At 72.7% G+C, this 21,057-nt stretch carries 20 protein-coding genes; 19 read left to right on the top strand and 1 reads right to left on the bottom strand.

What is annotated here, in order from left to right:
- Positions 1 to 13: 13 nt before the first annotated feature.
- Together GA0070620_RS04380 and GA0070620_RS04385 are read left to right on the top strand one after the other, a co-directional pair.
- Complete coding sequence (locus GA0070620_RS04380; RefSeq protein ID WP_091588669.1) at positions 14 to 355, top strand: MmcQ/YjbR family DNA-binding protein; 342 nt, start codon at positions 14 to 16, stop codon at positions 353 to 355.
- Between the two features lie 199 nt (positions 356 to 554).
- Positions 555 to 2,036, top strand: coding sequence for an LPS-assembly lipoprotein LptE (locus GA0070620_RS04385; RefSeq protein WP_231922226.1), 1,482 nt, complete (start codon positions 555 to 557; stop codon positions 2,034 to 2,036).
- An 18-nt stretch (positions 2,037 to 2,054) separates the two neighbouring features.
- On the opposite strand, the gene GA0070620_RS04390 is transcribed toward GA0070620_RS04385, so the two are convergent.
- On the bottom strand, positions 2,055 to 3,059 hold the full coding sequence (locus GA0070620_RS04390; protein WP_172836380.1) for an LLM class flavin-dependent oxidoreductase: 1,005 nt from the start codon (positions 3,057 to 3,059) through the stop codon (positions 2,055 to 2,057).
- A 373-nt stretch (positions 3,060 to 3,432) separates the two neighbouring features.
- Between GA0070620_RS04390 and GA0070620_RS04395 the strand changes: the two genes are divergently transcribed.
- The 17 genes from GA0070620_RS04395 to GA0070620_RS04470 all read left to right on the top strand — a co-directional run bounded on the left by GA0070620_RS04395 (position 3,433) and on the right by GA0070620_RS04470 (position 21,053).
- Entirely contained in the window at positions 3,433 to 4,194 is a 762-nt protein-coding gene (locus GA0070620_RS04395; protein ID WP_091588671.1) for a DeoR/GlpR family DNA-binding transcription regulator, read from the top strand.
- A 52-nt stretch (positions 4,195 to 4,246) separates the two neighbouring features.
- Complete coding sequence (locus GA0070620_RS04400) at positions 4,247 to 5,614, top strand: ABC transporter substrate-binding protein (protein ID WP_231922227.1); 1,368 nt, start codon at positions 4,247 to 4,249, stop codon at positions 5,612 to 5,614.
- 60 nt (positions 5,615 to 5,674) lie between these two features.
- Complete coding sequence (locus GA0070620_RS04405) at positions 5,675 to 6,610, top strand: carbohydrate ABC transporter permease (protein ID WP_172836381.1); 936 nt, start codon at positions 5,675 to 5,677, stop codon at positions 6,608 to 6,610.
- The gene (locus GA0070620_RS04410; protein WP_091588672.1) at positions 6,607 to 7,485 is read left to right on the top strand and encodes a carbohydrate ABC transporter permease; all 879 of its coding nucleotides are present in this window, start codon (positions 6,607 to 6,609) and stop codon (positions 7,483 to 7,485) included. The genes GA0070620_RS04405 and GA0070620_RS04410 overlap by 4 nt, the downstream gene beginning before the upstream one ends.
- On the top strand, positions 7,482 to 8,519 hold the full coding sequence (locus GA0070620_RS04415; RefSeq protein WP_091588673.1) for a zinc-dependent alcohol dehydrogenase family protein: 1,038 nt from the start codon (positions 7,482 to 7,484) through the stop codon (positions 8,517 to 8,519). The genes GA0070620_RS04410 and GA0070620_RS04415 overlap by 4 nt, the downstream gene beginning before the upstream one ends.
- 148 nt (positions 8,520 to 8,667) lie before the next feature.
- A complete protein-coding gene (locus tag GA0070620_RS04420; protein ID WP_197677624.1) occupies positions 8,668 to 9,477 on the top strand; it encodes an SAM-dependent methyltransferase in 810 nt (269 codons plus the stop codon).
- A gap of 57 nt (positions 9,478 to 9,534) precedes the next feature.
- Positions 9,535 to 9,981 carry a VOC family protein gene (locus tag GA0070620_RS04425; RefSeq protein WP_091588674.1) on the top strand — a complete coding sequence of 149 codons (447 nt, stop codon included), beginning with the start codon at positions 9,535 to 9,537 and terminating at the stop codon, positions 9,979 to 9,981.
- A 70-nt stretch (positions 9,982 to 10,051) separates the two neighbouring features.
- The gene (locus tag GA0070620_RS04430) at positions 10,052 to 10,708 is read left to right on the top strand and encodes a phosphatase PAP2 family protein (protein WP_231922228.1); all 657 of its coding nucleotides are present in this window, start codon (positions 10,052 to 10,054) and stop codon (positions 10,706 to 10,708) included.
- Between the two features lie 504 nt (positions 10,709 to 11,212).
- The gene (locus GA0070620_RS04435; RefSeq protein WP_157741532.1) at positions 11,213 to 12,505 is read left to right on the top strand and encodes a cytochrome P450; all 1,293 of its coding nucleotides are present in this window, start codon (positions 11,213 to 11,215) and stop codon (positions 12,503 to 12,505) included.
- Positions 12,506 to 12,777: 272 nt separating this feature from the next.
- The gene (locus GA0070620_RS04440) at positions 12,778 to 13,221 is read left to right on the top strand and encodes a helix-turn-helix transcriptional regulator (RefSeq protein ID WP_091588677.1); all 444 of its coding nucleotides are present in this window, start codon (positions 12,778 to 12,780) and stop codon (positions 13,219 to 13,221) included.
- Positions 13,222 to 13,521: 300 nt separating this feature from the next.
- On the top strand, positions 13,522 to 15,936 hold the full coding sequence (locus GA0070620_RS04445; RefSeq protein ID WP_091588678.1) for a sensor histidine kinase: 2,415 nt from the start codon (positions 13,522 to 13,524) through the stop codon (positions 15,934 to 15,936).
- Positions 15,937 to 15,953: 17 nt separating this feature from the next.
- Positions 15,954 to 16,358: a roadblock/LC7 domain-containing protein gene (locus tag GA0070620_RS04450; RefSeq protein WP_091588679.1), complete on the top strand. Its 405-nt coding sequence runs from the start codon at positions 15,954 to 15,956 to the stop codon at positions 16,356 to 16,358.
- Between the two features lie 52 nt (positions 16,359 to 16,410).
- Complete coding sequence (locus GA0070620_RS04455; protein ID WP_091588680.1) at positions 16,411 to 17,604, top strand: ABC transporter substrate-binding protein; 1,194 nt, start codon at positions 16,411 to 16,413, stop codon at positions 17,602 to 17,604.
- Positions 17,601 to 18,497 (top strand): branched-chain amino acid ABC transporter permease, encoded by an 897-nt coding sequence (locus GA0070620_RS33175; protein WP_197677546.1) that lies wholly within the window; start codon positions 17,601 to 17,603, stop codon positions 18,495 to 18,497. Before GA0070620_RS04455 ends, GA0070620_RS33175 begins: the two co-directional genes overlap by 4 nt.
- Complete coding sequence (locus GA0070620_RS33180; protein ID WP_197677547.1) at positions 18,494 to 19,516, top strand: branched-chain amino acid ABC transporter permease; 1,023 nt, start codon at positions 18,494 to 18,496, stop codon at positions 19,514 to 19,516. The genes GA0070620_RS33175 and GA0070620_RS33180 overlap by 4 nt, the downstream gene beginning before the upstream one ends.
- Positions 19,513 to 20,256: an ABC transporter ATP-binding protein gene (locus tag GA0070620_RS04465; protein WP_091588681.1), complete on the top strand. Its 744-nt coding sequence runs from the start codon at positions 19,513 to 19,515 to the stop codon at positions 20,254 to 20,256. The genes GA0070620_RS33180 and GA0070620_RS04465 overlap by 4 nt, the downstream gene beginning before the upstream one ends.
- Positions 20,256 to 21,053 (top strand): ABC transporter ATP-binding protein, encoded by a 798-nt coding sequence (locus GA0070620_RS04470; RefSeq protein ID WP_091588682.1) that lies wholly within the window; start codon positions 20,256 to 20,258, stop codon positions 21,051 to 21,053. Before GA0070620_RS04465 ends, GA0070620_RS04470 begins: the two co-directional genes overlap by 1 nt.
- Positions 21,054 to 21,057 lie beyond the last annotated feature (4 nt).

Here is a 21,057-nt window from a genome sequence, read left to right on the forward strand (position 1 = left end):
GTACCGTCCGGGCATGGTGACCGTCGCCGACGTCCGCGCCCTGGCCCGCACGCTGCCCCGCAGCAGCGAGCACCTGATCCGCGACCGGGTGAAGTTCCGCGTCGGGGCGATCGTCTACGTGGCGTTCAGCCGCGACGAGACGACGATGGGCTTCGGCTACCCGAAGGAGGAGCGCGACGGACTGATCGCCGCCGAGCCGGACCTGTTCTTCCTGCCCCGCCCCTCCGACCTGCGCTTCCACTGGGTGTGCTGCCACACCGCACGGCTGGACCACGATCACATGGTCGAGTTGGTGACCGAGGCGTGGCGGATGGTCGTACCGAAGTTCCTCGCCCGGCAGCGGCTCGACGGCTGACCGCGCGCCCCCGCCGCCAAAACGTAGGGAAACCCCCGATTACCCGTCGGCGCTCGCGCCCTAGCGTCACCTCATGACCTGTGGTCGGTCCACCCGCCGGGGCGTGGCGGTCGACGTTCGCGACGTCCCGGTCGAGGAGCGCGAGCCGTGCCCGGGACCGGCCCGGCTGGTGACCAAGCGGACCTAACGAGGAGTCCCGGTGCGGAAGTGTCTGTCGATCGTCCTGATCGTGGCGATGCTGCTCGCCACGGCCGCCTGCCGGGGCGGGTCCCCCGCCGACCCGGGCGGTGAGGACCCGTACAGCGAGGCGGCGTTGCGGTACGGAATGGCCCCGGTGCCCCATCCGGACGTGACGTTCCAACCCGACGTGGTGCTGGTCGGCGGCGGCGGCCGCTCGATCCGCTCGGTCACCGCCGACGGGCTCACCTGGCGCCTCGACGGCAAGGCGAAGCACGCCGACGACCTGGCCGTCGGCAAGGTCATGTTCGTCACGGGCCGCGGCGTCGGCCGGGTGCTGCACCTCGACCGGGACGGCGGCGACCTGCTCGTCACGGTCGGGCCGGTCACGTTGACCGAGGTGATCCGCGACGGCACGTTCGAGAAGAAGGGGATCACGCTCGACAACCCGGTCGTCTATCAGGCTGGCGAACCTCTCTGGGCCGAAACCGAGGAGGCCGAGGCCGCCACGCCGTCGCCGACGGGCCGGTTCGGCAAGAGTGCGCCCGTCCGCCTGGCGCCGGCCGCGCCCCCCGTCCGCCCGGTGCAGCCGCCGCCGACGCGGGCGCAGGAGGTCCAGACGGTCGCCGCGAGCTTCTCCACCGGGGTCAGCTTCAGCGACGGCGCCGAGGTCAGCTACCACTACGACCGCGACGGCACCCGGCTGATCGGGCGGGTGGCGCTCACCTTCAAGAGCCCGAGCGCGGACTTCCACCTCGACATCCGCGGCGGCACGCTGCGGCGGGCCGAGTTGGAGATCACCGGCGGCTTCGGCATCCGGATGTCGTTCGATACCGCGATCAAGAACGGGCAGAACATCCGGGCTGTCCTGCCGATCCCGGTCGAGGCGGCCTTCCCGATCGGCACGGTGCTCGGCGTGCCGCTCACCCTCACCATCGGCCAGACGCTGAAGGTGACGACCGCGTTCGGCGCGAAGCTCGGGTCCATGAAGGGTTCCGGCGAGTTCTCCCTCGCCGGGAAGCTCGGCTACGGCTACCGCAACAACGTGTGGGGCCCCACGATGGTCACGGACGTGAAGCGCAAGTCGAGCATCACCGAGTCCCTGCACGGCGTGCCGGTCGGCGTGATGGGTCTGCTCGTGGAGCACCGTGTCAAGTTCGACGTCGGGTTCAACGCCTTCGTGTTCAAGGCCGGCGTCTATTTCGAGGTGTCGACCGCGTACGGCACCACCATGGGTTCCGCCCTGGGCGCGGTCGGCACACTGGGGTCGCACTTCGTGGAGTGCCGGGGTGTCGGGCTCGGCGTGTGGGCGCGCTACGGGCTGGGCTACAGCATCCTCCAGCCGGTGGTCGACGTGATCAACAAGTTCCTGAGCCTGATCAAGGTGAAGCCCATCAACGCCGAGAACCGCCTCGGACCACCGCCGTACAAGATCTGGAACAAGGAGGAGATCGATCCTCCCGGCACCAAGCTCTGCGGCACCCCACAGGGCTCCGGCGACTGAAGGACGTGCCGGGCCGTGCTACCCGGCCGTGGCCGGGCGCCAGCCGAGCGCCGGGCCGAGCCGCTCGGCCATGTCGGTGAGGATCTGCAGGTAGTCCTCGTGCGCGAAGGTGAAGGGCAGCGCGAAGGCCACCTCGTCGACCTCGCGGAACGCGGCGTGGGCCCGCAGCCGCTCGGCGATCTCCTCGGACGTCCCCACCAGGTCGGCTGCGAACATCATCCGCCCGGGGCCTTGCGGCGCGAGCGTACGTGGGGTGCGGGCGCGGGCGTACGCCTCGTACCGCTCGCGCTGGGCGGCCGACGCGCTGTCGGTCGGGATGACCACCAGGCCCTGCGACACCCGGGCCCGCTCGCCGTCCGGGTGGTGGGCGCGGAAGGCCCGGATGTGGGAGAGCTGGATCTCCGCGAAGTCCTCGGACTCCTCGGCCTTGACCACGCTGCTGGTCAGGAAGTTCATGCCGTTCGCGCCAGCCCAGGTCGCCGAGCGCAGGCTGGCGCCGCCGTACCACAGGCGGCTGCCGAGGCCGGCGGAGTGCGGCTGGACGCGGTCGGAGAACTCTTCGAAGCCCTCCGTGCCCCGGAAACTCGACGCGGGGTTCCCGCGAACCAGGTCGAGCAGTCGGCGGACCCGCTCGTAGCTGAAGTCCTCGACGTCGGCGGTGTCCGGGTAGAGCGTCTGCCGCACCCGGTCGAAGTGCAGGGGCGGGCCGACGCTGACCCCCGGATTGAGGCGGCCGCCGGAGAGGACGTCGACCGTGGCGAGATCCTCGGCGAGCCGGAGGGGATTCTCCCAACCGAGGGGGATCACCGCCGTGCCGAGTTCGATGCGGCGGGTGCGCTGCGAGGCGGCCGCCAGGACCGCCACCGGTGAGGAGATGCCGTGCTGGAGGTGCCGGTTTCGGACCCACGCGCTGTCGAAGCCGAGCTGCTCGCCCCGCTCGATGATCTCCAGCGTCGACTCGTGGCCCCGTGCCGGGTCGTCCGGGTCGAAGAGTCCGATGGTGAGGAATCCGAGCTTTCGCAACGGTCGCGGCGACGACAAGCTGTCCTCCGGGCGGGGTCGGGCCGGCGCCCACCTGACCCCGGACGCCGCTCGATGCCACGCTACGCGGCACGGCGCGAGAAACCCTCCTTCCAGACCGGAGAAGTGTGTGGTGCGGGACACGGACAGGGCGGTGCCCGGCGTGCCCCGTCCACGGAGGACGGGCGCCAAACGGGCACGGTGGTCGCCCAAACGGTCAGGCCGTATGTCCGCTTGCTGCGGGTTCGGTGGGATGCGTGCTGCGGGCGGCCTGCGCGAGGCGGGCAGGAACCCTCCCGGATCGACGAGATGTGCTGCTCGTCACACCCTCATAACGGTGTTAAAACAATAGACACCGATGAGCGGGAGGTGAGCGATGAACGCCGCGGAACGTCGACAGCGCATCCTCACCCTCGCTCGTGACCACGGCTCGGTCGACGTGCAGAAACTCTCCGTCGAGCTGGCCGTGGCGCCGGAGACTGTCCGACGCGACCTGCACCGGCTCGAGCAGCAGGGGCTGGTGCGCCGCACCCACGGCGGCGCCTACCCGGTGGAGACCGCGCGGTTCGAGACGACCCTCGATACGCGCACCACCCGCCTGGTCACCGAGAAGCGCAGGATCGCCGCCGCCGCGGCACAACTGCTGGGTGACGCCGAGTCGGTCTTCATCGACGAGGGCTACACCCCCCAGCTGATCGCGGAGGCGCTGCCCGCCGAGCGGGCGTTGACCGTCGTCACCGCGTCGCTGGACACCGCGGCGATGCTCGCCGGCTCGTCCGCCACCACCGTCCTCCTGCTGGGTGGCCGCGTACGCGGTCGGACCCGGGCCACGGTCGACCACTGGGCCATCGAGATGCTCGCCGGCTTCGTCATCGACCTGGCGTTCGTCGGCGCGAACGGCATCTCCCGCGAACACGGACTGACCACACCCGACCCGGCCGTCGCCGCCGTCAAGGCCCAGGTGGTGGCGGTGTCCCGGCGCATCGTCTTCGCGGGTGTGCACACCAAGTTCGGTGCCAGCAGCTTCTGCCGGTTCGCGCACGTCACCGACGTCGACTCCATCGTCACGGACGCGGCCCTGCCGGCGTCCGAGGCCCACCGTTACTCACTGCTCGGTCCCGTGGTCCAGCGCGTCTGACCCCGGCCACCGCACCCACACCACCACCACCGACCCACCCTGGAGGTTCGTTGTGCCCGTAACCCGGAGTGCGCACCGCTGGCGACCCCCACTGGCCCTGGCCGCCGCGGCCGTCCTCGCCGCGACCGCCGCCTGCTCCGGAGCCGGCGGCGGCTCCTCCGGCGGTGGCGGTAAGACCATCACCGTGCTGATGGTGGGCAACCCGCAGATGGAGGACCTCGCCAAGGTCACCGCCGACAACTTCACCAAGCAGACCGGCATCGAGGTGCGGTTCACGATCCTCCCGGAGAACGAACTGCGCGACAAGGTCACCCAGGACGTGGCCACCCAGGGCGGCCAGTACGACGTGGCGACGATCGGCGCGTACGAGGCACCGATCTGGTCGAAGAACGGGTGGCTGCACGAGTTGACCTCGTACGCCGACGCCGACTCCGGCTACGACCGCGCGGACCTGCTCCAGCCGATGGTCACCTCGCTCTCCGGTGAGGACGGCAAGCTCTACGCGGCGCCGTTCTACGGGGAGTCCTCGTTCCTGATGTACAACAAGGAACTCTTCGCGGCCAAGGGCCTGACCATGCCGGAGCGGCCCACCTGGCAGCAGGTCGCGCAGTTCGCCGCGCGGCTGGACGACGACCGGGCCGGCGTCTCGGGGATCTGCCTGCGTGGACTGCCCGGCTGGGGCGAGCTGTTCGCCCCGCTCACCACCGTCGTGAACACGTTCGGCGGCACCTGGTTCGAGCAGGACTGGACGCCACGGGTCAACGCGCCAGAGTTCGTCGAGGCCACCCGGTTCTACGTCGACCTGCTGCGCACGCACGGGCAGCCGGGTGCGCCGCAGGCCGGCTTCACCGAGTGCCTGAACACCTTCGGTCAGGGCAAGGCGGCCATGTGGTACGACGCCACCTCCGCGGCCGGCACCCTGGAGGACGTGTCGGCCAGCACGGTCGCCGGCAAGGTCGGCTACGCGTACGCCCCGGTCAACAAGACGGCCTCCTCCGGCTGGCTGTGGGCGTGGGCGTTGGCGATGCCGAAGACCACCAAGAACGCCGACGCCGCGTGGAAGTTCATCGCCTGGGCCACCGGCAAGGACTACGAGCGGTTGATCGGCTCCTCCGTCGGCTGGTCCCGGGTCCCCGCCGGCAAGCGACAGTCCACGTACACCATTCCGGAGTACCGGCAGTCGGCCGCCGCGTTCGCGGACCTGACGCTCGCGTCGATCCAGGAGGCCGACCCGAAGAACCCCGGCGCGCAGCCCCGACCGGCGCTCGGGGTGCAGTTCGTCGGCATCCCCGAGTTCGCGGACCTCGGCACGAAGGTGTCCCAGGAGGTCTCGGCCGCCATCGCCGGCAGCACCACCGTGGACAAGGCGCTCGCCGACGGCCAGAAGCTGGCCGAGGACGTGGCCAAGGAGTACCGGTAGCCGACGCCCGGAGCGGCCGGTCACGGCCGGCCGCTCCCGGCCCAGCACGGAGGTGAACCGTTGACCCAGACGCTCCACACCGACGCCGGCCCGGCGCCCCGTACCCCCGTGGCCGGCGCGGCGGCCGGTCGCCCCGCCGACCGCTGGACGCGCCGCGCGCCGCTGCTGCCCGCCCTTCTCTTCGCGATCGTCGTGACCCAGATCCCCTTCCTGGTCACGCTCTACCTGTCCACCCTCGACTGGAACGCCCTGCGGCCCGGCGAACGTGGCTTCGTCGGTCTCGCCAACTACGCCGACGTGCTGACCGACGCCCGTCTGCGGGCCGCCCTGGTCAACACGGTGGTGCTCACCGCCGGTTCGGTCCTCGTGTCGGTGCTGCTCGGTCTCGGTCTCGCGGTACTGCTCGACCGACGGTTCCCCGGCCGTGGGGTGGTGCGCACCCTGCTCATCACCCCGTTCCTGGTGATGCCGATGGCGGCGGCCCTGCTGTGGAAGCACGCCATCTACAACCCGGCGTACGGCCTGACCAACGGCGTCCTCGGCGGCAGCACGGACTGGGTCTCCCAGTACCCGATGCTCTCCGTCGTCGCCACCCTGGTCTGGCAGTGGACGCCGTTCATGATGCTGATCATCCTGGCCGGGTTGCAGGGCCAGTCGACCGAGACCCTGGAGGCGGCCCGCGTCGACGGCGCCGGTCCCTGGCAGATCTTCGTCCGGATCACCCTTCCGTACCTGCGGCCCTACCTGGAGCTCGGTGCGCTGCTCGGCTCGATCTACCTCGTGCAGACCTTCGACGCGGTCTTCACCATCACCCAGGGCGGCCCCGGCACGGCCACCACCAACCTGCCGTACGAGATCTACCTGACCACCTTCAGGAAGTTCGAGTACGGCGAGGCGGCCGCCGCCGGCGTCGTGGTGGTGATCGGCACGATCGTCGTGGCCACCTTCGCGCTGCGGGTGATCTCCAGCCTGTTCCGGATGGAGGACGCGCGATGACCGCCACACGTCACGACACCACCGCCACCACACCGACGCGGTCGACCGCTCGCCGGATCCGCCGGCTGGACCGCGCCGGAGCCGCTTGGACGGCGCTCGCCTGGCTCGCCGGGCTGCTGTTCTTCCTGCCGGTGCTCTGGATGGTGCTCACCGGGTTCAAGCGGGAGGTGGACGCGGCCAGCAACCCGCCGTCCTGGGTGTTCACCCCGGTGCTCGACGGCTACCGGCAGGTCTTCGACCGGGACATCACCCCGTACCTGCTCAACTCGCTGATGGCCAGCCTGATGTCCACGCTGCTCGTGCTGCTGCTCGCCACGCCGGCCGCGTACGCGCTGTCGATCCGACCGGTGGCGAAGTGGCGCGACGTCCTGTTCTTCTTCATCAGCACCAAGATGCTGCCGGCGGTGGCCGCGCTGCTACCGGTCTACCTGCTGGTCAAGGAGTTCGGGCTTCTCGACAACGTCTGGACGATGATCGTCCTGTACACGGCGATGAACCTGCCGCTCGCGGTCTGGATGATGCGGTCGTTCCTGCTGGAGGTCCCGCCCGCGCTGATCGAGGCGGCGGCCGTGGACGGTGCGAGCCTGCTGGCCACCATCCGCCGGATCCTGCTGCCGATCGTGGCGCCGGGACTGGCCGCGACCGCGCTGATCTGCTTCATCTTCAGCTGGAACGAGTTCTTCCTCGCGGTGAACCTGACCGCGACGCGGGCCGGTACCTCACCGATCTTCCTGGTCGGTTTCGTCACGTCCGAAGGGCTGTTCCTGGCCCGGCTCTGCGCGGCCGCGACGCTGGTGTCGCTCCCCGTCGTGCTCGCCGGCTGGATCGCCCAGAAACAACTCGTCCGAGGACTCTCGATGGGGGCGGTCAAGTGAAAGCAGCGGTCATCGTCACGCCGGGTCGGATCTCGATCGAATCGGTGCCCGACCCGGCGCCCGGGCCCCGCGACGTGGTGGTGCAGGTGGCCGGGTGCGGCATCTGCGGCACCGACCTGCACATCGTCGACGGCGAGTTCGCCCCCGCGTACCCGATCGTGCCGGGCCACGAGTTCGCCGGCACGGTGGTGGCGACCGGCCGGGACGTCACGGAGGTGCGGGTCGGCGACGCCGTCGCGGTCGACCCGTCGCTGCACTGCGGCGAGTGCTACCAGTGCCGTCGGGGTCGCGGGAACCTCTGCGAGCGGTGGGCGGCCATCGGGGTCACCGAGCCTGGCGGCGCCGCCGAGTTCGCCGTGGCGCCGGTGAAGAACTGCTTCCCGCTGCCGGAGGGCGTGGCACCGGCGGACGCCGCGCTGATCGAGCCGCTGTCCTGCGCGGTGCGCGGCTTCGACGTGCTGCCCCGACGGCTCGGAGACCACTACCTCATCTACGGCGCCGGCACGATGGGGCTGATGATGCTGGAGTTGGCCAAGCGCTGCGGTGCCGCCAGCGTCAGCGTGCTCGACCCGAACCCGGCCCGGCTCGCCACCGCTGTGCGCCTCGGCTGTTCGGCGTCGGCGGCCGGCGCCGACGAGTTGACCCGGGTCCGTGGCTGGGACGTCGTCATCGACTGCACGGGCGTACGGGAGGCGATCGACGACGGGCTGCGCCGGGTCGCGCCGGCCGGCACGTTCCTCCAGTTCGGGGTCTCCGAGTACCGGACGCGGGCGACGATCGAGCCGTACCGGGTCTACAACCAGGAGCTCACCGTGACGGGGTCGATGGCGGTGCTGCACAGCTTCGAACGTGCCGGCGAGCTGTTCGCCGGTGGGATCCTCGACCCGGAGGTGTTCATCAGCCACCGCTTCCCGCTCGATCGCTACGCCGAGGCGATCGCCCAGTTCCGGGCCGGCGTCGGCCGGAAGGTCGAGATCGTCGGCCCCGGGGTGGCGCGCGACGCCCCGGCCCCGGCGCGGGCCGGCCACGCCTGACCCGACCGGCCCGCCCGGCCGCCGCGTGCCGTGGCCGGGCGGGCCGCGCCGGCCCCGCGGGCGGCCGGATCGCGGCGCGTCCTCTAGGCTGCGCACGTCGACGCCCGCCGATCGAGGGGAGACGATCGTGTCGCACGGTGAGACCGACGTGGAAATCGAGGACAGGCCACCCTCCGGTGTGGACGCCAGCGTCCCGCACTCGGCGCGGGTCTACGACTGGTGGCTCGGCGGGAAGGACAACTTCGCCGTCGACCGCGCGATGGGCAGCGCGCTCATCGAGGCGATCCCCACCCTGCGCACGATGGCGAAGGAGAACCGGCGGTTCGTCCACCGGGTCGCCCGCTACCTGGTGGGTGAGGCGGGCATCCGGCAGTTCGTCGACGTCGGCACCGGCATCCCCACCCGCCCCAACCTGCACGAGGTCGCCCAGTCGGTGGCCCCCGAGACCCGGGTGGTCTACGTCGACAACGACCCGATCGTGCTGGCGCACGCCCGGGCCCTGATGATGAGCACGCCGGAGGGGCGCAGCGAGTACATCCACGCCGACCTGCGCGAGCCGGAGAAGATCCTGGTCGACGCCCGGCTCACCGAGACGCTCGACCTGACCCGGCCGGTCGCGCTCACCCTCATCGCGGTGCTCATGCTGCTGCGCGACGCCGACGACCCGGCCGGCAAGCTGCGTACGCTGATGGACGCCCTGCCCTCCGGCAGCTACCTGGCGATCACCCACCCGACGGCGGACTTCAACCCGGCCGAGATGAACGCCGCCGTGGCCGCCGCCACCCAGGGGCGGATGACGCTGGTGCCGCGCAGCCGGGCCGAGGTGGAGCGGTTCTTCGAGGGGTGGGACCTGGTCGACCCGGGCGTCGTCCCGGTGATGGCCTGGCGGCCGGAGGACGGCGCTCCGGAGGACCCGCACGCCGCCTACTACTGGGCCGGTCTCGCGCGTAAACCCTGAGGTGTGCCGGCGCCGAGAACGGGTACCCGCCGCCCGGACGAGACCCGGGAGGCGCGTATGGCGGACGAGGCGCCGGACTACTTCCGCCCCGAGAACGGGGCGGTGCTCACCCACCTCCTGATCGTGCGCGACGTGGACCGCTCCCGGGAGTACTACCGGCGTGTCCTGGACGCGACGGTGATCCGGGAGCGCAATCCCGCCATCCTGCGGTTCCACAACAGCTACATCGTCATCAACGACGAGGGCGGCCCGACCGACGACAAGCCGACCGTACGCGCCCAGGCGCCGGCTGACCCGGACACCCTCAGCGGGGCGATGAACATCCGGGTGAACGACGTGCGGGCGGTGTACGAGCTGTGGCGCTCCCGGGGCGGTGAGTTCCTGACCGAGCCGAAGGACCACGGCGTCGAGATCCGGTGCTACCTGCGCGACCCGGACGGTTACCTGGTCGAGGTCGGCCAGAACACCGACATCGCCCTCCAGCGGTCCCGCGCCGCCGGTTGAGGCGATGGCAGCGGGGAGAAGGGCGCCACGGCACCTGCGCGACCGTCCGCCCCGGCCGCTCGGCGTGCCCGTGCTCAGGCCGGTTCCCGGGGGTTGGTGGTTCGACGGCCTGCTGCTGGCCGCCCTCGTCGCGCTGACCGCGGGGCTCGTGTGGTGGCGGCCCCTGCTGGATCTGGACATCGCCGTGCGGGACTGGTGCGACCAGCACCGTCCCCGGCCGGTCTACATCCTGATGTGGATCTTCGACCACGTCGGCCAGGGTGGCATCCTCACGACCGTGACCGTGGCGCTGTCGTTCTGGCTGGCCTGGCGCCACCGTACGATCCGTCCGATCATCCCGGCCGGGTTGGCGCCGATCATCAGCACCGTGCTGATCGTGGGGTTGAAGGGGTGGACCTCGCGGGGCGCCCCGCACCACGGGTCGGTCGAGATGTTCAGTGACGGGTGGGAGGAGTACTACCCGTCCGGGCACGTGAGCAACGGCATCGTCTATTACGGTATGCTCGCGATGCTGCTCTCGCCGTACCTCGGCGTGGTGGCCCGCCGCATCCTGATGTGGCTGCCCGGCGTGCTCGTGTTCATCGGGACCACCTACCTGGGGTGGCACTGGATCACCGACAGCGTCGGGGGATACCTGCTCGGCCTGCTGATCGTGCGGCTGCTGCTGCGGGTGCCGTGGCGCACGCTGCCGCTGCCCCGACTGCTCGACCGCGGCCGCCGACCGTGACCTGACGCCGCCCGGCTGCCGACCCGTGACCTGACGCCGCCCGTCCGGCGGCGCGCCCGACACCGGTCCTGTCGGGTATCTGTCGGTGCCCTCACACGTGGTCGCGGGAGGCGTTTCCCGGTCGTGACAAATGCGGGCCCGTGTTCCATTCCGAGGTGGCATCAGACCACGTGCCCGCGGCTCCAGCCATTTTCGGCCGACTGCCCCGCAGTGGCCGGCATGGCCCGGCGTGCTGTGACGTCGCCGATGCCCGATGGGCGCGTCTGACCTGCTCAATGGAGCGTGCGGGTGGCAATAATCGGGCCGCAACTTGCACTCCGGCGGATTGCGCAGGAGCCCCGGCCACCGCAATTCCCGATGCCATTCAGATTGACGATGGCAAATCTTGACTTCCGAGTGAAACTGACGCACCGTGAAAGACGTCCTCGGCCACTCGGCACCATTTCCAGAAGTGCCATCGGATCCGGTGAATTGTGCCCGGACGTGACGCACCAGGAGGCGGTCATGCGGTTGAACCCGTTCGACGAGCCGTATCTCACCGATCCGGCCGCCGTGTGGCGGCGCGTCCTCGACGCACCCGGCGGGGTCCACCACAACCCGGACCTGGGGCTGTGGCTGATCAGCAGCCACGCGCACGTGCGGAGGGCGCTGGCCGACCCGGCGACGTTCGGCAACGCGCTCACCCTCGTGCCCACCTACGACGTCTGCCCCGAGGCGTTGCAGGTCATTCTGCGGATCGACGCGCCGCCGACCACCGCGGCCGCCGACCCGCCGGTGCACCCGCGCACCCGCCGCGCGCTACGGGCGACCTTCGCGAACACGCCCGACCGGGTCGACCAGCGGTACGGCCCGATCGTCCGCCGTCGGGTCGACGAGCTGGTGTCCCGCCTGGCCGCCCGGCCGGGTGCCCGCGTCGATCTCGTCCCCGAGCTCACCACCGAGCTGCCGCTGCTGGTCCTGCTGGACCTCCTGGGCGTGCCGGAGCACGACATCGGGCGCGTCCGGGACTGGGCCGACGGGCAGATCGCCCTGATCTGGGGGCGCCCGGACCCGGCCGAGCAGGTGCGGCTGGCGCAGAGCCTGCTGGAGTTCTGGCACTACTGCCAACGGCTCGTCGAGGCGCGCCTGGGCGACGGCGCGGACGGCGACGACTACGTGAGCCTGGCCCTCGCGTACCGCGACGGCGACGACTCCCGGCTGACCGTCACCGAGGTGGCGAGCATCGTCTTCAACCTCCTGGTCGCCGGGCACGAGACCACGGCGGGTCTGCTCGCCCACGCGCTGGACCAGGCGTTGTCGGTCCCCGAGAGGTGGCAGGCGATGGTCGAGGACCCGGCCGGCATCCCCGCCTTCCTCACCGAGACGCTGCGCTACGCCCCGGCCATCGACGGCTGGCTGCGGGTGACCCGCCGGGACGTCACCCTCGACGGTGTCACGATCCCGGCCGGCGCGCGCTGCCTGCTGCTGATCGGGGCGGCCAACCGCGATCCCGCCGTGTTCGCCCATCCCGACCGCTTCTCCCCGGACCGGCCGGACGCCTCGGATCACCTGTCGTTCGGGCACGGGCCGCATTTCTGCATCGGGGCGGCATTGGCGCGACTGGAGGCCGGCACCGTCCTACAGCGGCTCGCCGCCGCTATTCCGGGGCTGCGGTTAACATCCGACCACCGTCGTTCATACAAGCCGAATGTTGCGTTTCGTGCGCACCGCACCCTGCCCGCCATCGTCGATATCGGACGGACGCCGCGCCCGGCGGCGGCTCTCGTCGCATCCGCCGCCGAGGTTACCGCCGGCTGAGGTGATCCGCATTCTGCCGCCCGGACCTGCGGGTTCGCTCGACGGATCGGCGGAGGTGGGGAGCGGAAGATGGCGGTCACCCGGCCGTCCGTCGATGTCCGTTGCGGGTCGCCGAGGTGATGCTCAATCCGGCGCGCGCATTGCCCCACCTCGTGTGGACGTCTTCACACCCGCCCATTCATGGGTTAAGAATTGTCCCCTGCGAATGCCTACCCATTGCCCGACCTCGATCCGACGCCGTCCACTGTCGACGGTGTCGCGAAGGTGAACCCATGGATCGCGCAGCTCCACCCGACGCCGGCGACTCCGGTGCCAGCCACCGGTTCCGGGCCGAGTTGCGGACGTGGCGCGCCCGGCAGGGGCTGACCCAGCGGGCGCTGGCGGAGCGGGTGCGGTTCAGCCGGGAGACGGTCGCCGCGGTCGAGTCGGGTCGCCGCTTCGGCAGTCACGAATTCGCCGTACGGTGCGACGAGGTGCTCGACACCGGCGGGCGGCTCGCGGCGCTGTGGCCCCAGGTGGCGGCCGAGCAGTTGGCGGCCGACGGGCGACGCGGCCCGCGGTTCGCCGCGCCCGACCCGCCGGCCCGCCGGGACGCCCGTGACCCGGGCGCGGTGGTGGCGGCGATCGACGAGCTGCGCGAGCTGATCGGTCAGGTGCTCAGCGCGCCGACCGAGCCGGGGCGTCGGGCGACGGGGGATTCGCCGGACCGCTCCTGACGCCGGCCGCGGCGTCGGCCGCGTGCCCGCTTCGCCCGGACGACGTCTGCGGCCTCGTCCGCTCCGGGGCCGGCCCGCCGGCGATGCTGACTCTGGGTACAGATGCTGGTACGGCCAGTTTGTACCACGGGTGGGTCTGGTCTGACGCCTCACGTTCCGGCGGAATGAAACCTGCAAACGGCAACGTGCACATTGGTCACCGTCGATGAGCCGTGGGAGTCAGTCTTGGCGTCGAGCACGAGGTCCCACGCGGCCCGACCCTACCCGACCCGGCGTCGAGGGTGGAAGATCGCAGCCCGCATGCGACTCATCGTCGCCGCGCCGCTGGTGGCGGTGATCGGGTTCGCCGGCCTCGCGCTGACCGAGAGCGCCCGACAGACCACCCGCGCCAGCGACCTGGGCGAGCTCGCCCGGCTCGGCGCCGAGGCGGGCGACCTGTCCCACCGCCTGCAACGGGAGCGGGTGGCCGCGGCCGACCTGCTGACCCGTGGCGGCCCGCAGCAGCAGGACGCCTTCGCCGACGCCGCCACCGCGACCGACGCCGTGGTCGCCGGCTACCGCGGGCAGCGGGCACGGGTGACCAGCGCCCCGCCGGCCACCCGTGCCGTCCTCGCCCGGATCGACGCCACGCTGGACGCGCTGCCGCCGCTGCGGGCGCAGGTCCGCACCGCGGCGCACGCCTCGGTCTCCGCGATGACCTTCGGCTACCGGATCGCCGTCGCCGACCTGCTCACCCTCCGGGAGAGCGTCACCGTCGGCGTCGTCAACGCCCGCATCGCCGACGGCATCCGGGCCTCCGCCGCCCTGTCCAAGACGGCCGAGGCGGTCGGTCAACAGCAGGTCGCCGTCCTACGGGCGATCGCGGCCGGCGAGCTGACCCCCGCGCTGCAACAGGACATCACCGCCGCCCGCACCAGCTTCACCGAATCGAGCCTGGCATTCCTGGCGCTCGCCCGACCCGACTGGTCGAGCTGGTGGGAGCAGGCCGGGAGCGGGCAGGAGGCGCTGCTGCTGCAGCGGCTGCAGGACGAGGTGTCCCGCACCCGGGCGGGCAGCTCGCTACGACTCGACGTCGACGCCTGGATCACCGCGACGCAGCAGTGGTCCGGCCGCCTGTCCGACCTGCGGCAACGGGTGGACACGGTGGTGCTCGACGACGTCCGGGCCGCGCACGCCGACCAGCGGCGCCGGGCGGCGGCGGAGGCGGTCGGGGTGGTGTTGGCGCTGCTGCTGACCGCCCTGGTGACCTGGGCGGTGGCACGCCAGATCACCCGCCGCCTCCGCCGCCTGCGCGACGCCGCCAACGAGGTCGCGTTCGCGCGGCTGCCCGAGGTGGTGGCCCGGCTGCAACAACCCGGCAGCAGCGCGGTCGACCCGGACGAGCTGGCCCGACGGCAGAGCGAGGACACGCTGGAGCCGTCCAGCGACGACGAGATCGGTGAGCTGGGGCAGGCGTTCAGCGCGGTGCACCGGGCCGCGGTGCGCACCGCCGCCGAGCAGGCGGTGATGCGCGCCAACACCGCCGACATCTTCATCCACCTCAGTCGGCGCGAGCAGCGCCTGGTCGACGCGGTGCTCGTCCAGGTCGACCGGGTCGAGCGCGACGAGACCGACCCCGAGCGCCTCGAGCAGCTGTACGCCCTCGACAACCTGGCCACCCGGATGGGCCGGATCAACGCCAGCCTGCTCGTGCTCGGCGGCGTCGGCGTCGGCCGGGTCCGTCAGGAAGACGTCGCGCTGCAGAAGGTGCTCCAGGCGGCACAGTCCCAGATCGAGCACTACGCGCGCATCCGCCTCGGGATGGTCGACGGAGACGTGGCGGTGGCCGCCGAGACGGTGGACGAGGTGGTGCACCTGCTCGCCGAGCTGATGGACAACGCGACGGTCTACTCGCCGCCGGGCACCGAGGCGTGGGTGACCGGGCGGAGTCTCGGCGACCGCGTGATCATCCAGATCAGCGACGAGGGGGTGGGTCTCTCGCCGCAGCGGCTGCACCAGCTCAACGAGCTGCTGTCCCGCCCGCCGGCCATCGACGTGGCGGCGGTGCGGGCGATGGGCCTGGTGGTCGTGGGACAGCTCGCCGTCCGGCTGGGCGTGACCGTCCAACTGCGACCCGGGCCCCGGCTCGGCACCATCGCCGAGGCGGCACTGCCCGCGACCATGATCCGGCCCCTGCCGCCGGAGGAGTACCTGCTGACCTCCGCCCGGCCGTCCCGGCGCGCGGCACGCAACGGCGCGCCGCCGCCCCCGTACGCGCCACGGACGCCCCAGCCGGCGCACCCGGTGCCGCAGCCGCGCGCCGGTCGGCCACCGGAGGACCGGGCCCTGCCGTCGGCGCCGGTGTTCCGCCGCGCCACACCACCGCCCGAGCATGGTGACGCGCCGACCGAGGAACTGTTGATCTTCCAGGAGGTCAACCACTGGTTCCGGAGCGACCCGCCCAACGCTCACGACGGGACCGGGTGGGCCAGTCCCGCCGACGACGCCTGGCGCACCGCCGCCCAGGTGGCCGCGCCGGACGTCGCGGCCACCACCCACTCCGGCCTGCCCAAACGGCAACCACAGCGGCACCTCGTCCCCGGCGCGGTCACCGCGCCGACGCAGCCGCCGCGCTCGGAGTACCGCGACCCGGCCCAGGTGGCCACCGCCATGGCCGCGTACGCGCGCGGCGTGGCCGCCCGCCGCCCCACCCTGACCAACCAGGGCAACCCATGACGCGACAGGGAGAGCACGTGACCGACCACCAGGACCTCGGTTGGCTGCTGGACAACTTCGCCGAACGCGCGACCGAGGTCAGCCACGCGATCGCCATCTCCAGCGACGGCCTCATGGTGGCCGCGACCCGCGCCCTGCCCCCGGACCGGGCCGACCAGCTCGCAGCGACCGGCAGCGGGCTGGTGAGCCTGCTCCGCGGCGCGGCGGCGTTCTTCGACGCCGGCGCCGTCATCTCCAACGTCACCCAGCTCGAGGGCGGCTTCATGTTCTCGATGGCCTTCAACGACGGCGCGTCCCTGCTGGTCCTCGCCTCGCCCCAGTGCGACGTCGGCCAGGTCTCCTACGAGATGACCGAGCTGGCCAACCGGATCGGCGACGCCCTCACCCCGGCCGCCCGCGCTGCCCTCAGCCGCACCCGCTGACACACCCCGGCCTTCCCCCTCGCACGCCGGGCCATCCCTCCGGAAGGAAGTCATGTCTGTCACCCCTCCGCGCCGCCGCGCTCGCGCCACCGCCGCGGCACTGGCGCTCGTCCTGCTCGCCGCGACCGCCTGCAACCGGGGCGAGTCGGCCGGCGGCGCGCCCGGCACCCTCAAGATCGGTCTGCTGGCGTCGCTCTCCGGCACGTACCAGGCCGTCGGCAAGGACCTGCGCGACGGCTTCGAGCTCTACCTGTCCACCCACGACGGCAAGCTCGGCGGGCACCCGATCGACCTCGTGGTCGCCGACGAGGGCAACGGCGCGCCCACCGCCGTGCCGGCCGCGACCAAGCTGCTCAAGCAGGACCGGGTGGTCGCGCTCACCGGCATCGTGGGCGGCGGCTCGGTCGCCGCGGTCTACCCGCTGCTCAACGAGACGAAGGTGCCGCTCGTCGGCTCCAACGGCCGGCCGGAGCTCAAGGAGGTGTCCCGGATCTGGCACACCTCCTACCTCTCCGACGAGCCCGGCGCGGCGATCGCCCAGCACGTCCGCGACAACGTCAAGGGCTCGGTCTACGCGATCGGCCCGGACTACCAGGGCGGCTGGGACGAGCTGCGCGGCTTCACGCAGGCCTTCGCCGAGGTCGGCGGCACGCTGGCCAACCCGGACGGCAAGACCACCTTCACCCCGTTCCCGACCACCACGAACTTCACCCCGTACTTCGCCCGGATCAAGGCGTCCGGGGCGAGCGCGGTCTTCACCTTCTACGCCGGCAGCGCGGCGGTGGACTTCGTCAAGCAGTACGCCCAGTCGGAGATCCGGGACCTGCCGCTCTACGCCGCCGGCTTCCTGACCGAGGGCGGCGTGCTGGACGCGCAGGGCGAGGCCGCCCGCGACATCTACTCGGTGCTCAACTACTCGCCGGACCTCGACAACGCCGAGAACCGGGCCTTCGTCGCGGCCTGGAAGACCAAGCACGACGGCTCCCCGACGACCTACGCGATGGCGTCGTACGACGCGGCGGCCGTGCTCGACCGCGCGATCGGCGCCGCTGGGGACGACCCCACGCCGGAGAGCATCAACGAGGCCATCGGCAAGCTGGGGCAGATCACCAGTCCACGGGGCACCTGGCAGTTCTCCACCACCACCCACTCCCCGGTGCAGAAGTGGTATCTGCGCCAGGTCCGGCAGGACGGGCGGGCGCTGTCCAACACCGTGGTCGGTGATCTCGCCACCGTCGGCCGGTGAGCGCGGTGGCGGCCGGCACGGCCCGGGTCGACCCGTACCTCATCCCGGCGCTGGACGGGGTGGCCTACGGCCTGCTCGTCTTCGTCGCCGCGGCGGGTCTCGTCTTCTGCTTCGGGGTCGCCGGCATCCTCAACCTCGCGCACGGCACGCTCTACGCGATCGGCGGCTACACCGCCGCCGCCCTGCTGGACGGCGGCTGGCCGAGCCTGGCCCTCGCCCTGGGGGTGGGGGTCGCGGCCGCCACCGCCGCCGGCGTGGCCCTGGCGGCGCTGCTCACCCGGGCCGCCGCGCGCAACCACCTGACCCAGGCGCTGCTCACGTTCGGGGTGGCGCTGGCCGGCGGCAGCCTGCTCGTCACCGCGTTCGGCCCGGACGACCGGCCGGTCCACGTGCCGGCGGCGCTGGACGGAACGGTGGAGGTGGCCGGTCACCGCTACGCCGCCTACCGGCTGGTGTTCATCGTCGTCGCGGCGCTGCTCGCCGGCCTGCTCTACCTGACCGTGCGCCGCACCCGCGCCGGCATGCTGGTGCGGGCGGCGGTCGACGACGCCGAGATGGTCGCCTGCCTCGGGGTGAGCCCCACCCGGATCCGGATCGGCGTGCTCGCCGCGGCCGGTGCGCTGGCCGGCGCCGCGGGCGTGTTCGGCGCGCCGATCATCGGTCCCGGGCCGGACACCGCCGACACGGTGCTCCTGCTGTCCCTGGTGGTCGTGGTCCTCGGCGGCCTCGGCTCGCTGACCGGCACCCTGTTCGCCGCGCTCCTGGTGGGGGAGATCCAGACCCTCGGCGTGGCGCTGGCGCCGTCGGCCGCGCCGTTCCTGCTCTTCGCGGCCATGGCCGCCGTGCTCGCCGTACGCGCGCGCGGCCTGGCCGCCGCGAGGAGAGCGACGTGAGGGCCGACCTGCTCCGCCCGCTGCGCCGCGCGGTGGCGACCGTCGTGCTGGCGGGGCTCGTCCTGGCGCCCTGGACGGTCGACGACTACACCACGGCCATCCTCGCCCGCACCCTCGCCCTCGCCCTGGTCGGCGTGAGCGTCGCCCTGCTCACCGGGGTCGCCGGCATGCCCACCCTCGGCCAGACAGCCCCCTACGCCGCCGGCGCGTACGCCTGCGCGGTGGTCGGCGGGAGCGTCTCCGACGTCGGGGTCGTGCAGCTCGCGGTGGCGGCTACGGCCGGCGCGCTGCTGGCCGCGCTCACCGTCCCCCTCGTGGTGTCCGCCCGCGGAGTGGTCGTCCTGATGATCACCCTGGCGGTCGGCGAGCTGGTCGTCACCGTCGTCGGCCGGTGGCGGTCGGTCACCGGCGGCACCGACGGGCTGGCCGGCATCACTCCGGTCCGACCGTTCTGGGGGCTTCCGCTGCTCGCCACCGACCGGGCCCGCTACCTGTACGCCCTGGTCGTCGTCGCGGTGGTGGTCGGCGCGCTGCTGCTGGTGCTGCGGACCCGGGTCGGCCTGGTGCTGCGGGCCGGACGCGACGACGAGGCCCGGTTGCGGGCCAGCGGGCACCGGGTCGCGGCCCACCTCGCCGGCGCGCACATCGCCGCCGGGGCGATCGCCGGTGGCGCCGGGTCGCTGCTCGTGGTCGCCCAGCAGTACGTCTCACCGGCCGACTTCGCCTTCGACACCTCCGCCCTGCTGCTGCTCGGGGTGGTGATCGGCGGCACCGCTTCGGTCGGCGGCGCCCTGGTCGGCGCGGCGCTGGTCATCGCCGCCCGGGACTGGCTGTTCGGTGTCCTACCGGGACACGCGCCCCTGGTGCTGGGCGCGGCCTTCGTCGCGACGGTGTACCTCCTGCCCGCCCCGGGGCACCGGCATGGTCCACGGTGGCGGCCGCCGTCCCGCCTGCCCGCGCGGCCGACCGACCCCGCGCGGGCCCATGACCACGTCGCGTCGACGGAGGTCCGGGCATGACCCCGCTGCTGGCCGCGCACGGCCTCACCGTCCGGTACGGGTCGCTGGCCGCGCTGGACGGCGTCGACCTGCGCGTCGACCACGGCCAACGACACGCGCTCATCGGGCCCAACGGCGCCGGGAAGACCACCCTGCTCGACGTCATCGCCGGGGCGACCCGGCCGGTCGGCGGGCGGGTCCTGCTCGCCGGTCGGGACGTGACCCGTCGCGGCCCGGCGGCCCGCTCCCGCCGGGGCGTCGGCCGGATCCACCAACGGCCCGCGGTGTGGGCGACCCTGACCGTCGCCGAGAACGTCCGCGTCGCCGCGTTGCCCCACGCCGTACGGCCGGGGCGGTGGCGGCCCGGCGTGGCCCGGCGGGCGGCCCGGGCGACCGCCGACACCCTCCTCGACCGGGTGGGCCTGCACGACCTCGCCGCGCGGCCCGCCGGCCAACTCGCGCACGGCCAGCGCCGGCAACTGGAGATCGCCATGGCGCTGGCCGGGCGGCCCCGCCTGCTGCTGCTCGACGAGCCCGCCGCCGGTCTCTCCGCCACCGAGGTCGGTGTGCTGGTGGGCTTCCTCCGCGAGCTGCCCCGGGCGGTGGCCGTCCTGCTGGTCGAGCACCGGCTGGACCTCGTCTACGAACTCTGCGACACGGTCACCGTGCTGCGCGACGGCCGCACCCTGGCCGCCGGCAGCCCGGCGGAGATCCGCGGCTCGGAGCTGGTGCGGCGCGCGTACGCCGAGGGGGTGGTCTGATGCTGCGACTGGAGCGGGTGTCCGCCGGCTACCACGGCGGAACGGTGCTGCACGACGTCACCCTCCAGGTGACGCCCGGCTGCGTCCAGGCGGTCGTCGGCCGCAACGGCGCCGGAAAGAGCACCCTGGTGCACACGATCGCCGGTCTGGTGCGGCCGTACACCGGCCGCATCGAGATCGGGGGAGTGCCGGTGGCCGGCCGCCAACCGCACCGGATCGCCCGGTCCGGCGTCGGGCTCGTCCCGCAGGGCCGACGGGTGTTCTCCCGGTTGACCGTCGCCGAGCACCTGGTCCTGGCGGCTGCGCCCTGGCGGGCCGCCACCCCGGGAGCTGAGTGCTGGACGGTCGCCCGGATCCTGGACCTGCTGCCCCGCCTGGCGGCGCGGCTGCGGCACCGCGGCGACCAGCTCTCCGGCGGCGAACAGCAGATGTTGGCGATCGCCCGGGCGCTGCTCGGCCAACCCCGGGTGCTGCTGCTCGACGAGCCGAGCGAAGGGCTCGCCCCCGACCTCGCCGACCGGGTCCGCGACCTCGTCGGCGGGCTGGCCGCCACCGGCCTGACCGTGCTGCTGGTCGAGCAGCAGCTCCACCACGCGATCGAGGTCGCGGACCGGGTCGCCGTGCTCGAGTACGGGCGGCTGGTCTACGACCGTCCCACCGCCGAGGCCCGCGCCGACCCGGCGACGCTCGCGGCGATGCTGAGCATCGCCACCGTCGCTACGCCACCGGCCCCCGGTCCGGCGGCCGACTTCCGGGCCGACACCCCGCAGGTCCCACGACCCCCTTCGAAAGGGTGATCAC

The organism is Micromonospora krabiensis, assembly GCF_900091425.1.
Classification (GTDB): Bacteria; Actinomycetota; Actinomycetes; order Mycobacteriales; family Micromonosporaceae; genus Micromonospora; species Micromonospora krabiensis.

What these genes read in the sequence shown, in the direction of transcription:
- GA0070620_RS04380 (WP_091588669.1), top strand. Translation starts at nt 14, where the DNA reads ATGGTGACCGTCGCCGACGTCCGCGCCCTGGCCCGCACGCTGCCCCGC.
- GA0070620_RS04425 (WP_091588674.1), top strand. Translation starts at nt 9,535, where the DNA reads ATGGCGGACGAGGCGCCGGACTACTTCCGCCCCGAGAACGGGGCGGTG.
- GA0070620_RS04440 (WP_091588677.1), top strand. Translation starts at nt 12,778, where the DNA reads ATGGATCGCGCAGCTCCACCCGACGCCGGCGACTCCGGTGCCAGCCAC.
- GA0070620_RS04455 (WP_091588680.1), top strand. Translation starts at nt 16,411, where the DNA reads ATGTCTGTCACCCCTCCGCGCCGCCGCGCTCGCGCCACCGCCGCGGCA.
- GA0070620_RS04395 (WP_091588671.1), top strand. Translation starts at nt 3,433, where the DNA reads ATGAACGCCGCGGAACGTCGACAGCGCATCCTCACCCTCGCTCGTGAC.
- GA0070620_RS04410 (WP_091588672.1), top strand. Translation starts at nt 6,607, where the DNA reads ATGACCGCCACACGTCACGACACCACCGCCACCACACCGACGCGGTCG.
- GA0070620_RS04465 (WP_091588681.1), top strand. Translation starts at nt 19,513, where the DNA reads ATGACCCCGCTGCTGGCCGCGCACGGCCTCACCGTCCGGTACGGGTCG.
- GA0070620_RS04445 (WP_091588678.1), top strand. Translation starts at nt 13,522, where the DNA reads ATGCGACTCATCGTCGCCGCGCCGCTGGTGGCGGTGATCGGGTTCGCC.
- GA0070620_RS04435 (WP_157741532.1), top strand. Translation starts at nt 11,213, where the DNA reads ATGCGGTTGAACCCGTTCGACGAGCCGTATCTCACCGATCCGGCCGCC.
- GA0070620_RS04470 (WP_091588682.1), top strand. Translation starts at nt 20,256, where the DNA reads ATGCTGCGACTGGAGCGGGTGTCCGCCGGCTACCACGGCGGAACGGTG.